This is a genomic window from Pseudomonas palleroniana (genome assembly GCF_022836895.1).
GTDB classification, from domain to species: Bacteria; Pseudomonadota; Gammaproteobacteria; order Pseudomonadales; family Pseudomonadaceae; genus Aquipseudomonas; species Aquipseudomonas palleroniana.
This window is the reverse complement of sequence record NZ_CP092411.1, coordinates 3791789-3804817: the sequence shown is the minus strand read 5'-3', so window position 1 is coordinate 3804817 and position 13029 is coordinate 3791789. Positions and strand designations below refer to the sequence as shown.

10 protein-coding genes are annotated in these 13029 nt (G+C 63.8%); 8 read left to right on the top strand and 2 right to left on the bottom strand.

Annotation, left to right across the window (positions count from 1 at the left end):
• Positions 1–98 precede the first annotated feature (98 nt).
• The 3 genes from MJP36_RS17175 (at position 99) to MJP36_RS17165 (ending at position 3415) form a co-directional block, all read left to right on the top strand.
• A complete protein-coding gene (locus tag MJP36_RS17175) occupies positions 99–1574 on the top strand; it encodes a benzaldehyde dehydrogenase (protein ID WP_244383561.1) in 1476 nt (491 codons plus the stop codon).
• 44 nt (positions 1575–1618) lie between these two features.
• Complete coding sequence (locus MJP36_RS17170; RefSeq protein ID WP_244383560.1) at positions 1619–2386, top strand: coniferyl-alcohol dehydrogenase; 768 nt, start codon at positions 1619–1621, stop codon at positions 2384–2386.
• 81 nt (positions 2387–2467) lie between these two features.
• Positions 2468–3415, top strand: a complete 948-nt coding sequence (locus tag MJP36_RS17165; protein ID WP_244383559.1) for a SphA family protein — start codon at positions 2468–2470, stop codon at positions 3413–3415.
• Here the strand turns inward: MJP36_RS17165 and mhpT are convergent.
• Complete coding sequence (gene mhpT / locus MJP36_RS17160; RefSeq protein WP_205343751.1) at positions 3393–4625, bottom strand: 3-(3-hydroxy-phenyl)propionate transporter MhpT; 1233 nt, start codon at positions 4623–4625, stop codon at positions 3393–3395. The genes MJP36_RS17165 and mhpT overlap by 23 nt on opposite strands.
• 305 nt (positions 4626–4930) lie before the next feature.
• Between mhpT and MJP36_RS17155 the strand changes: the two genes are divergently transcribed.
• Complete coding sequence (locus MJP36_RS17155; RefSeq protein ID WP_161548930.1) at positions 4931–6247, top strand: OprD family porin; 1317 nt, start codon at positions 4931–4933, stop codon at positions 6245–6247.
• A 1-nt stretch (position 6248) separates the two neighbouring features.
• On the opposite strand, the gene MJP36_RS17150 is transcribed toward MJP36_RS17155, so the two are convergent.
• Positions 6249–6740, bottom strand: a complete 492-nt coding sequence (locus MJP36_RS17150) for a MarR family winged helix-turn-helix transcriptional regulator (RefSeq protein WP_104993569.1) — start codon at positions 6738–6740, stop codon at positions 6249–6251.
• Positions 6741–6953: 213 nt separating this feature from the next.
• Between MJP36_RS17150 and MJP36_RS17145 the strand changes: the two genes are divergently transcribed.
• The 4 genes from MJP36_RS17145 to MJP36_RS17130 all read left to right on the top strand — a co-directional run bounded on the left by MJP36_RS17145 (position 6954) and on the right by MJP36_RS17130 (position 13008).
• A complete protein-coding gene (locus MJP36_RS17145; RefSeq protein WP_060752846.1) occupies positions 6954–7784 on the top strand; it encodes a p-hydroxycinnamoyl CoA hydratase/lyase in 831 nt (276 codons plus the stop codon).
• Between the two features lie 77 nt (positions 7785–7861).
• A complete protein-coding gene (locus MJP36_RS17140) occupies positions 7862–9310 on the top strand; it encodes an aldehyde dehydrogenase (RefSeq protein ID WP_244383558.1) in 1449 nt (482 codons plus the stop codon).
• Positions 9311–9372: 62 nt separating this feature from the next.
• Entirely contained in the window at positions 9373–11256 is a 1884-nt protein-coding gene (locus MJP36_RS17135) for a feruloyl-CoA synthase (protein WP_244383557.1), read from the top strand.
• A gap of 9 nt (positions 11257–11265) precedes the next feature.
• Positions 11266–13008: an acyl-CoA dehydrogenase gene (locus tag MJP36_RS17130; RefSeq protein ID WP_244383556.1), complete on the top strand. Its 1743-nt coding sequence runs from the start codon at positions 11266–11268 to the stop codon at positions 13006–13008.
• The last annotated feature ends 21 nt before the right edge of the window (positions 13009–13029 follow it).

The following is a 13029-nucleotide window of genomic DNA, read 5'->3' as shown; positions in this document are numbered from 1 at the left end:
CAGCGGGGTCTCGTGCAAGCGGCACAGCCTTTGCTCAAGGCTTGATGCGGCGTCTGCACCCGTGCAGGCGATGACAATTACAAGAACCGGGAGTTGCCATGTCAGTGTCTGAAACCACCCACCTGTTACAACGGGCCATCAAGTCCGAATGCCTGTTCAACGGCGATTGGGAGCCCGCTTCGGGAGCCGTGATCCCCGTGATCGAACCTGCCACCGGCGAACCGCTGATGAACTGCGCCATGGCCAGCCCGGCCGACATCGCCGTGGCCAGCCGCAGCGCGGCCCTGGCCCAGCCGGCATGGGCCGCGCTCGGCCCACGGGAGCGCGCCGAGGTGTTTCGCAAGGCGGCCGAGGTGGCCCGACAGTCATTCGCCGAACTGGCGCTGTATGTCGCCCGGGAAACCGGCGCCGCGCTGTTCAAGGGCGAGCACGAAGTGCGCGAAGCGATCGTGCTGCTGCATCAGGCGGCGGGCTTGCTGTCCCAACCCCACGGCGTGGTACTGCCCAGCGCGGCGGGGCGCTTGTCCTATGCTCGGCGCCAGCCCCATGGCGTGGTCGGGGTGATTTCCCCGTTCAACTTTCCTTTGGTGCTGTCGCTGCGTTCGGTGGCACCGGCCCTGGCGGCGGGCAATGCGGTGGTGCTCAAGCCCGATCCGCAGACCCCGGTCAGCGGTGGTTTTCTGATCGCCCGGCTGTTCGAAGAAGCGGGCTTGCCCAAGGGTTTGCTGCATGTGTTGCCCGGCGCCGCAGCGGCAGGTGAGGCGCTGTGCCGCGACCCCAACGTGCGGATGATCGCGTTTACCGGCTCCACGGCAGCGGGGCGCAAAGTCGCCGAGGTGGCTGGCCGGCACCTGAAAAAAGTCGCGCTGGAACTGGGCGGCAAGAACCCGTTGATCATTCTCGAAGACGCCGACCTCGACCTGGCCGCCAGCAACGCCGCCTGGGGAGCATGGCTGCACCAGGGGCAAATCTGCATGGCGACCGGGTTGGTGCTGGTGCATGAGTCCATCGCCGCCAGCCTGACGCGCAAGTTGGTGGACAAGGCCCGTGCGCTGACTGTGGGCAACGCTGCGCGCGGTGAAGCAGCGCTCGGCCCCTTGATCAACCTGCGCCAATTGCAGCGCGTGCGCGAGATCGTCAACGACAGCCTGCAGGCGGGCGCAAAGCTGGAGGCGGGCGGCGATTATGACCAGCTGTTTTACCAACCCACGGTGCTCAGTGGCGTACGGCCGGGTATGCGCGCCTTTGAAGACGAAATTTTCGGCCCGGTGGCGACGGTGGTCAGCTTTGCCACGGATGAGGAGGCCATCGAGCTGGCCAACCGCACCGAGTACGGGCTTTCGGCGGCCATCCTCTCGCCCTCGGTGGGGCGCGCCATGGCCATCGGCGAGCGGCTGGACTGCGGCCTGCTGCATATCAACGACCAGACCGTGGCGGATGAGTGCATCAACCCTTTCGGTGGGCGCGGCGCATCGGGCAATGGCGGCAGCGTTGGCGGGCCGGCTGACTGGGACGAATACAGCCAATGGCAATGGGTCACGGTGAAAAACACGCCGCCGGCCTATCCCTTCTGAGCCTTGGCTCGCACCTGCCTAAACAACAATAAGAGGGCTTGAACATGCACCTGTACAACAAAACCTTGATCGTCACCGGCGTCGCGTCGGGCATTGGAGCGGAAGTGGCGCGATTGGCGCGCTTCCAGGGCGCCACGGTACTGGGCGTCGATCGCCATGAACCCCAATTGACGCTGGCTGGATTTTTCCAGGCTGACCTGAGCGATCCCGCGAGCATCGACGCGCTGGTGGCGCGCTTGCCGACGCGGGTTGACGCGCTGTGCAATATTGCCGGTGTGCCCGGTACGGCGCCGGTGCAAACGGTGGCGGAGGTCAACTACCTGGGGTTGCGCCATCTCACCCAAGCGCTGCTGCCACGCATGCCGGCGGGCGGCAGCATCGTCAACGTCGCCTCGGTGCTCGGCGCGCAGTGGCCGCAGCGCTTGGCGCTGCACAAAGCGCTGGCCGCGACTGAGAGCTTCAGGGCCGGGCAGCAGTGGCTGGCGGCCAATCCGGTGGAGCAGGGCAGCTGCTATCAGTACTTCAAGGAAGCGCTGATCGTCTGGAGTGCACAGCAATCCCAAGCCTGGTTTCGCGATCACGGGGTGCGTATCAACTGTGTCGCGCCAGGGCCGGTGTTCACCCCGATTCTGGGGGATTTCGTCAGCATGCTCGGGCCAGAGCGGGTGGCCGAGGACAGCCAGCGCATGACCCGCCCGGCCTTGGCTGATGAGGTGGCCTCAGTGATCGCGTTCCTTTGCTCGGACGCGGCGCGTTGGGTCAACGGGGTCAATCTGCCGGTGGATGGCGGGTTGGCCGCCACTTACCTGTAGGCATTGCCACAGCGTTGCACCCCGGTGCGGCAGCGCCGTGCCGGGGGTCTTGAACAACAACAAAAATACAGGACATACAAGATGCTCAAGCCTATCTTGCGGCCGGTTGCGGCCGTGACATGGGTCGCGTTGTCAGCGACCGCTCATGCTTACGACTTACCCGGCCTGAACCTTGGGACCACCAGCTTCTATGACGGCTCACCCGCGCCTGCCGGACCCGGTTGGTACCTGGAGGAATACCTCACGTACTCGCGTGCGAGCCGCTTCAATGATGCCCATGGCAACAAGCTCGCGTTGCCCCGGCAGGACCTGGAAGTGGTGGCGCCCACCACGCAGATCATCTACGTCGGCCAGCCCCTGGCCAATGGCGCGATGCCAGGATTTACCCTGATCAATACCTCCCTGGCCCATGTGTCGGTGGAGGATGGCTTGAACAACGCGGCGCTCAGTTCCCGGGCCGGGTTTGGCGATGTCACGCTGGGCGCATTCCTGCAACTGGCGACAGTGACCCGAGCCGATGGCAGCCCGTGGTTGACCCAGCGGGTCGAGGCGGATGTGACGGTGCCGGTGGGCGCTTACGACCGCAATCGCTCGATCAACCCCGGCAGCCATTTCTGGTCATTCAACCCCTACTACGCGGCGACATACTGGTTCAGCCCCAAGTGGTCGGCGAGTGGGCGTTTCATGTACCTGTGGAATGGCAAGAATGATCAGCCGCAGGCAGGCTTTGGAGATGCCTCCAGCACCCAGGCCGGGCAGGCACTGCATGCCAACCTGACGCTGCAGTACGCCATCGACGCGCAATTGAGCCTGGGCTTGAATGGCTACTGGTTGAAGCAGATCACCGACACCGAGGTGGATGGGCATGCGGTGAGTGGGCGTCGAGAAAAGGTCTGGGCCATCGGTCCAGGCATGATGTACGCGTTCAACAAGGAAAATATCCTGTCGGTGAACGCGTACTTCGAGCAACATGCGCAAAACCGCACCCAGGGCAACAAGCTGGTGTTTAACTGGCTGCACCGGTTTTAGCGGCGGGGGTGCCAGGCAGGCCCTGTGGCGCCGCACGTAGCATCACGCTGATGATGGTAAGTGCGGCGATCACCACGCCGGGGGACGTCGCCAGCAGCACGCCGGGAGTGCCGGCGCCTGCCGCGAGGAGTTGACCGGCCGCCAGCGGCCCGGCCACCGAGCCCAGCCGGCCGATGGCCACGGCCGCCCCCACGCCGGTCGCACGCACGGCGGTGGGGTAGGCGGGTGGGGCGCTGGCATACAGCACCAATTGGGCGGCCATCACGAACAACCCGGCGGCAAAGCCGGCAATGGCCATGGGCACAATCCCCACCGACAGGCCGACCCCGGCCAGTGCGGCGAGCAACCCGGTGTACACGCACACCACCACTTTCAGCGCGTTGCAGCGGTCCAGCAGCACCCCGCCCAGCAACGAGCCGAGGGCGCCGCCGATATTGAAGAGCATCTGCACCAAGCCCGCCTGGGGTTTGCTGAAGCCCTGTTCCATCAGCAACGAAGGCAGCCAGTTGAGCAGCATGTACATCACGGTCAGGGTGAAGAAGTAACTGAGCCATAACGCCAGGGTCGTGCGTGCGCGCCCTTCGCCGAACAGTGCCTCGCCGGTGGAGGGGCGCAGGCTGCGGGCTTGCCCGGACTGTTGGCGAAAGGCATTGGATTCAGGCAGCAGCCAGATCATCAGCGGCACGGCCAGCAAGGGCGCCAGGCCGCCGATGATAAACGTGGTTTGCCAGTGTTCACTGGAAAACATCGCCACCACGGCGGCCAGTGCGCCGCCCAGTGGCACGCCGCAGTACATGACGCTGATCGCAGTGCCACGCTTGCCTTCGCTGACCGCCTCGGCACACAGCGCGATCAGGTTGGGCAGCGCGGCGCCCAGGCCCAGGCCGGTAAGAAAGCGCACCAGCAACAGGCTCCAATAGCTTTCGACAAACGCAGTACTCAGGGAAAACAGCCCGAACAGCAGTACGGCACTGACCAGGATTTTCTTGCGGCCGATGCGGTCGGCGACCCAGCCACCGAAGAACGCCCCCGGCAGCAAGCCAATGATGCCGACGCTGAAGACCCAGCCGAGCATTTTCGGGTCCAGCGCAAAACTCTGCCGCAACCCGGCGGCAGCGGTGCCGGCGGCCTGCAGATCGAAACCCTCGATCAGCGCAACGATAAAGCACAACGCGATAGTCAGCGTCGAACGACGCGATGGACTGTCCATGGGCAAACCTCATTGTTGTTTTTGTTGTGGTGCGAGCCGGTAGGCTGCTGGTAATCAAGATAACAAATATAACTAAAAAAACTACGACGGCGAGCTTGCCACGGGTATCGACAAGCAAGCCCTCTATCTCAATCGTTTGCGCTGAGAACGCGTGGGGAGAATGAAATTAGATAGTTTTATTAACGTTCGATTATCGGTCAGTCGCGGTTGACGAGTGCTGTCAGCTGTTTCCATTCTCTGTTGGCGAAGCCGGTTGGCCGAGCGCGTGTCACCCCAAAAACAACAACAAAAAATGGACATCGAACATGCAAAAACTCCCCACGGGCGCTGTCGCGGCGGCCTGCCGTGTGTCGAACCGCACGCCACGCCTGATCAGTGCGCTGCTGCTGTTGAGTGTTCTACCCACCTCGTCGTGGGCGGCGGGGTTTATCGACGACAGTCATGCCACCCTGACGCTACGCAACTACTACCTGGACCGTGACTACAAGGACGACGGCGCCAAGACCGCCGCCCGCGAATGGGCGCAGGCGTTTATCCTCAACCTGGAATCGGGGTACACCCCAGGTATCGTGGGCTTTGGCCTGGATATGCGCGGGCTGATGGGGGTCAAGCTCGACTCTTCGCCAGACCGCAGCGGCACTGAGTTATTGCCGGTATCGGCCAGCGACAAGCGTGCTGCCGATGAATATTCGCGGCTGGCGCCGACCGCCAAGTTGCGGTTTGCCCAAACCACGGTGAAGGCCGGCGACGTGTCGATCTTTCTGCCGTTCGCCTTTGCCAGCCCGTCGCGCCTGCTGCCGCAGACCTTTCGCGGCACGACCTTGAGTTCCAAGGATATCGACGGGCTGACCCTGAATACCGGCTACATCGACCGTATCAACAAGCGCGATTCTACCGACTACCAGGCCATGACAATCGCCTCGCCCAACCGTCGGTTCAACGCCACCGCAACCACCTCGCACCTGGCCTATCTGGGCGGTGATTACCAGGTCAATAAAGACCTCAGCCTGCGGATTTATCACGCGCAAGTGGCGGACCTCTACCAGCAGGACACCTTCGCGCTGCTGCATAACCTGCCAGTGGGCGACGGGGTACTGACCAGCGACCTGCGCAGTTTTTTCAGCCGCGAAGACGGCAGCGCCAAGGCCGGTAAGGTGGACAACCGCAACCTCTCGGCGCTGTTCGGCTATCGCCTCGGCGGGCATCGTTTCAGCTTGGGCTACATGCACGCCAGCGGCGACACGGCCACGCCCTATATCTCGGGGACCGAGCTGATGGGCATGAGCGAACTGACCATGAGTTCGGACTTTCTCAACGCCAAGGAGCGCACCTGGCAGGCAATCTATGACTATGACTTCGCGGCCTCGGGCTTACCGGGCTTGAAGAGCCGGTTGCGGTATGTGCGTGGCGACAATATCGAATTGACGGCCTTCAACGCCCAGGACCGCAAGGAGCGTGAGTTCCAGATGGAACTGGGCTACGTGATCCAGAGTGGCCCGCTGAAGAACGTCGGGCTGATGGCGCGCAAGTCGATCTACCGCAACGACTTCCCCGGTGGCGCCGCGTTTCGCGATGAAAACCAGACACGCTTCCTGGTGCTCTACACCGTGGCGCTCTGGTAGGTCAGCCGTCCTGGTACACCTTCTTGAGCAGGCGCAGCAGCTCTGCACGCTCTTCGGCGTCGAGGGCGGCGGTGGCGTCCAGGTCGCTCTGGGCGGCGATGTCCTTGAGTTCCTTGAGCAGGACTTCGCCAGGCTTGCTCAAGAAAATCCCATAGGAGCGCTTGTCCGGTTTGCAGCGCACGCGCACGGCCAGGGCGCGGCTTTCCAGCTTGTTCAGCAAGGGCACCACCTGCGGTGGCTCGATGGCCAGGGCGCGTGCCAGGTCGGCCTGCATCAGCCCGGGGTTCTGCTCGATGATCGCCAGGGCCGAGAACTGGGCGGGGCGCAGGTCATGCTCGGACAGCCGGCCGATCAGGTTCTGAAACAGCTTGAGCTGGGCGCGGCGCATGGCATAACCGATCAGATCGTCCAGCGCTGAATCCAGCGGCGGCCGTGCCTCGTCGTTGTCGGGCGGGGCCTGGCGGGCGGCGGCGAGGGTGGAGGGCTTGGCCATTGGCAGTGCAATCCTCAGGAAATGGAGGTTAAGAAGGCTATCTAGTTTGCCGGGGTTGACGCGCCCTGGCTACGACAGCTTTTCAAGTCGTAGGAAAAAACGCTGGTCACACCTTGAGAAATATTGGTTATTCAAATTAATAGTTAATTGACATAACCATATTTGCGGTTTAATTTCGAATCCATCTTCACACCAGAACAAGAGCATACCGCCATGAGCAATTACGAAGGCCGTTGGACCACTGTCAAGGTTGAGATCGAGCAAGGCATCGCCTGGGTCATTCTCAATCGCCCGGAAAAACGCAACGCGATGAGCCCGACCCTCAACCGGGAAATGATCGACGTGCTGGAAACCCTGGAGCAGGACCCGGCCGCCGGTGTGCTGGTGCTGACGGGCGCCGGTGAAGCCTGGACCGCAGGCATGGACCTCAAGGAATACTTTCGCGAAGTGGATGCCGGCCCGGAAATTCTCCAGGAAAAAATCCGCCGTGAAGCCTCGCAATGGCAATGGAAGCTGCTGCGCATGTACGCCAAACCGACCATCGCCATGGTCAACGGCTGGTGCTTCGGCGGTGGCTTCAGCCCGCTGGTGGCCTGCGATCTGGCTATCTGCGCCGATGAAGCGACCTTCGGTCTCTCGGAAATCAACTGGGGCATCCCACCGGGCAACCTGGTCAGCAAGGCCATGGCCGACACCGTGGGCCATCGTCAATCGCTGTACTACATCATGACCGGCAAGACCTTCGGCGGGCAGAAAGCCGCTGAAATGGGCCTGGTCAACGAGAGCGTGCCGCTGGCGCAACTGCGCGAAGTCACCATTGAACTGGCGCGCAACCTGTTGGAGAAAAACCCGGTGGTGCTGCGCGCGGCCAAGCATGGTTTCAAGCGTTGCCGCGAACTGACCTGGGAGCAGAACGAAGATTACCTCTACGCCAAGCTCGATCAGTCACGCTTGCTCGACACCGAAGGCGGACGCGAGCAGGGCATGAAGCAATTCCTCGACGACAAGAGCATCAAGCCGGGCCTGCAGGCGTATAAACGCTGAGGTGTGCGGCCTGCGGGCCGCATTGTCGTCACCCTGCTTGAACGTATTCCCGATAAAGATAATAAAGAGGAATCACCATGCTGGACGTGCCCCTATTGATTGGCGGCCAGTCGTGCCCCGCCCGCGACGGTCGAACCTTCGAGCGTTGCAACCCGGTGACCGGTGCCGTGGTTTCGCGGGTGGCCGCCGCCACCCTGGAAGATGCCGACGCCGCCGTGGCGGCGGCCCAGGCCGCGTTTCCCGTCTGGGCCGCGCTGGCGCCCAACGAACGTCGCACCCGCCTGCTCAAGGCCGCCGAGCAATTGCAGGCGCGTAGCGCTGAATTTATCGCTGCGGCCGGTGAGACCGGCGCCATGGCCAACTGGTATGGCTTTAACGTGCGCCTGGCGGCCAACATCCTGCGCGAAGCCGCGTCGATGACCACCCAGATCACCGGCCAAGTCATCCCCTCCGATGTGCCTGGCAGCTTTGCCATGGCCCTGCGCCAACCGTGCGGCGTGGTACTGGGCATCGCGCCCTGGAATGCTCCGGTTATTCTCGCCACTCGCGCCATTGCCATGCCGCTGGCGTGCGGCAACACCGTGGTACTCAAGGCTTCCGAGTTAAGCCCGGCGGTACACCGGTTGATCGGCCAGGTGTTGCAGGACGCCGGTCTGGGCGATGGCGTGGTCAATGTCATCAGCAATGCGCCGGCAGATGCGGCCGCGATTGTCGAGCGGCTGATCGCCAACCCGGCGGTGCGGCGAGTCAATTTCACCGGTTCGACCCATGTCGGGCGGATTGTCGGCGAACTCTGCGCTCGCCATCTCAAGCCGGCGCTGCTGGAACTGGGCGGAAAGGCGCCGTTGCTGGTGCTCGATGACGCCGACCTGGACGCTGCCGTAGCGGCCGCGGCCTTCGGCGCGTATTTCAATCAGGGGCAGATCTGCATGTCCACCGAACGCCTGATTGTCGATGCCAAAGTCGCCGGTGCCTTTACCGCCAAGCTGGCGACCAAACTCGCAACTCTGCGCGCCGGTGACCCTGCCGCGCCGGATTCGGTGCTGGGTTCGCTGGTGGATGCCGGCGCCGGCACGCGCATCAAGGCGCTGATCGACGATGCCCTGAGCCAGGGCGCACGCCTGGTGGCCGGCGGACAGTTGGACGGCAGCATCCTGCAGCCGACCCTGATCGAGGGTGTCACCGAACACATGCGGCTCTACCGCGAAGAGTCCTTCGGCCCGGTGGCGGTGTTGCTGCGCGGTGACGGTGACGAAGCGCTGCTGCGCCTGGCCAACGATTCCGAGTTCGGTTTGTCGGCGGCGATCTTCAGCCGCGACACCGGACGTGCCCTGGCGCTTGCGCAACGGGTGGAATCCGGCATTTGCCATATCAACGGCCCGACGGTGCATGACGAGGCACAGATGCCCTTTGGTGGCGTCAAGTCCAGCGGTTATGGCAGCTTTGGCGGCAAAGCCTCCATCGAACACTTCACGCAATTGCGCTGGGTGACGTTGCAGAACGGGCCACGGCACTACCCGATCTGAGTCCGTTGCGCGACATAACAATAAAGGCGGGCGTTTGACCCGCCTTGATGGAGGGCATCCTTGTGAGTTCCGAATTCAGACCGCAACCTCAGTCCGAGCCGCACCCGCCGCAGTACCGCGCGGTGTCCATCGGCCATGCGCCGGTCGAGGTCACTGAAGAACAGGGCGTGCTGCATATGCGCTCCCTGGAGCCATTGGCCGAGCTGCCGATGCGCTTGCTGGATCGTCTGGTGCATTGGGCCGAGGTACGGCCTGAGCAGACGTTTATCGCCGCGCGCCAGGCCGACGGTGAATGGCGCCGAGTCAGCTACGCGCAGATGCTCGACAGCGTGCGAGCCATCGCCCAGAGCCTGCTGGGTTTCGGGCTGTCGGCGCACAAGCCCCTGGCGCTGCTGTCAGGCAACGATATCGAACATTTGCAGATGGCCCTCGGCGCGATGTACGCCGGCATTCCCTACTGTCCGATTTCGCCGGCGTACTCATTGTTGTCCCAGGATTTCGCCAAGCTGCGGCATGTATGCGACCTGCTGCAACCGGGGCTGCTGTTTGTCAGCGATGCGCCGGCGTATCAGCGTGCGATCGATGCGGTAGTGCCGGCCGACACACCGCTGATCAGTGTGCGCGGCGAGGTACCGGGGCGTACCCACGTCAGCTTTGCGCGCCTGCTGCAAACACCCGGCGGTGCCGAGGCCGAGGCGGCGTTCAACGCCACCGGCCCCGACACCATCGCCAAATTCCTCTTCACCTCGGGCTCGACCAAGTTGCCCAAGGCGGTGATCACCACCCAGCGCATGCTGTGCGCCAACCAGCAAATGCTGTTGCAGACGTTTCCGGTGTTTGGCGAGGAGCCGCCGGTGCTGGTGGACTGGCTGCCGTGGAACCACACTTTTGGCGGCAGCCACAACGTGGGCATCGTGCTTTACAACGGCGGCACCTTTTACCTGGACGACGGCAAACCCACGGCCCAAGGCTTCGCCCAGACCCTGCGCAACCTCAAGGAGATCTCACCCACGGCGTACCTGACGGTGCCCAAGGGCTGGGAAGAACTGGTCAATGCGCTGGAACAGGACGCCGAGTTGCGCGAGTGCTTTTTTGCCCGCATGAAGCTGTTCTTCTTCGCCGCCGCCGGCCTGTCGCAAAGTGTCTGGGATCGGCTTGACCGGGTGGCCGAGCGGCACTGCGGCGAGCGCATCCGCATGATGGCGGGGCTGGGCATGACCGAAGCCGCGCCATCCTGCACCTTCACCACCGGGCCGTTGTCGATGGCCGGTTACATCGGCTTGCCCGCGCCGGGTTGCGAGGTGCGGCTGGTGCCGCTGGACGGCAAGTTCGAAGGGCGCTTTCGCGGACCGCACATTATGCCCGGCTACTGGCGGGCGCCTGAGCAAACCGCCGAGGTGTTCGATGAGCAGGGTTATTACTGTTCCGGGGATGCGCTCAAGCTTGCCGACCCCCGGCAACCGCAATGGGGGCTGATGTTCGACGGGCGGATTGCCGAAGACTTCAAGCTGTCTTCCGGGGTATTTGTCAGCGTCGGCCCGCTGCGCAATCGCGCCGTGCTTGAAGGCTCGCCCTATGTGCAGGATGTGGTGATTGCCGCGCCGGACCGTGAATGCCTGGGTGCGCTGGTGTTCGCCAGGCTCTACGAGTGTCGTCGGCTGGCGGGCCTGAGCGCCGAGGCCAGCGACACCGAAGTATTGGCCTCGGCGCCGGTGCGCCAGTGGTTCGGCGACTGGTTGCAGCGCCTCAATCGCGAGGCCACCGGCAATGCCAGTCGCCTGGAATGGATTGCGCTGCTCGACGAGCCGGCGTCCATCGATCGCGGGGAAATCACCGACAAGGGCTCGATCAACCAGCGTGCGGTATTGCAGTGGCGTGCGGCGAAAGTCGAGGCGCTGTATCGCGGTGAAGACCCCACGCTGCTGCGTGCGGAACACACACGATGAGGTGGGCCGATGCCCAGCTATGAGGCGCCCCTGCGCGATATGCAATTTGTCCTCGAACATTGGCTGCAGGCGCCTGATGCGTGGCGCCGCAACCCGGCGTTCGAGGCGTTGGACCTGCCGCTGGCGCTGCAAGTGCTGGAGGAAGCCGCGCGCTTCAGCCAGGGCGTGCTGGCACCTTTGAACGCCCCGGGTGATCGTCAGGGCTGCCGCTGGCAGACGGGCCAGGTGAGCACCCCGGACGGCTTTGCCCAGGCGTATCAAGCCTATGTCGACGGCGGCTGGCCGGCGCTGGCCTGTGCTGAGGCGCTGGGCGGGCAGGGCTTGCCGCAGGTGCTCGACGCCGCCGTGCAAGAGATGCTCTATGCCAGCAACCACGCCTGGGCCATGCACACCGGCATTGCCCACGGCGCCTACCTGTGCCTCAAGACCCATGCGGCGCCGTGGTTGCAGGCGCGTTATCTGCCCGAGATCATCAGCGGCCATAGCTTGCCGACCATGTGCCTGACCGAGCCGCAGGCCGGCAGCGATGTCGGTTTGCTGCGCTGTCGCGCCGAACGCCAGGGGGATGGCAGCTATCGCCTGAGCGGCAGCAAGCTGTTTATTTCCGGCGGTGAGCACGACTTCACCGCCAATATCCTGCACCTGGTGCTGGCACGTCTGCCCGACGCGCCGCCCGGCAGTCGCGGTATTTCGTTGTTCCTGGTGCCCAAGTGCCTGGACGATGGCCAGGCCAATGGCGTGCGCTGTGAGGGCATCGAGCACAAGATGGGTATCCAGGGCAGCGCCACCTGCTCCCTGGTGTTCGACGCCGCCCAGGGCTGGTTGATCGGCGAGCCCCATCGTGGCCTGGCAGCGATGTTCGTGATGATGAATTCAGCACGCCTGCATGTCGGCCTGCAAGGCTTGGGGCACGTCGATGCGGCTTGGCAGCACGCCCGGCAGTACGCCGCTGACCGCGTGCAAATGCGCGCACCGTCACGGCCCGCGACAGTGCTGGCGCAAGCCGCTGACCCCATTCGTTATCACCCGGCCATGCGCCGCGTGTTGCTCGAGTTGCGCACCACCAGCGAAGGCCTGCGCGCCATCGGTTACTGGGCCGCGCACTTGCTCGATCAGGCTGAGCAGGGGCCGGACCCGGCGGCGGCCGCGTTGGCGTCGTTGCTGACCCCGATCATCAAGGCGTTTTTCACCGAACAGGGGTTTCGCCAGGCCAGCAACGCGTTGCAGGTCTTCGGCGGCTACGGTTATGTCACCGAGTTCGGTATCGAGCAAACCCTGCGTGACAGTCGCATCGCGATGATTTATGAGGGCAGCAATGAGATCCAGGCCAATGACCTGTTGCTGCGCAAAGTGCTGGGGGATGAGGGCCAGGCGTTTGGCTTGTTGCTGGCCGAGCTGCGCGCTGAAGCCGGGCAGGGCCGGCAGCATGCTGAGTGCGCAGGGTTTGCCGCCGCCTTGGACCGTCTCTGCGATGCCTTGGCCGATGCGGTGAGCGCCATACGCGAGCGGTCTGGCGAAGACCGAGAATACCCGTATCGGGCCGCGCCGGACTTCCTCCAGTTGTGTGGCGTAGCGCTGTTGGCCTTCGCCTGGGCACGGGCTGCGCGGGTCTCCAGGGCATTACCCGAAAGCGATCCGTTGCGTAACGCCAAGCTGCAAAGCGCCGGGTTCTTTTTCGATTACCTGCCGTCGCGGCTGGCCCAGCATCTGGGCGCAATCGAGGGGGCACGCGCGGCGCTGGCGTTCGTCTGATTGCACTGACTTGCAGCACGA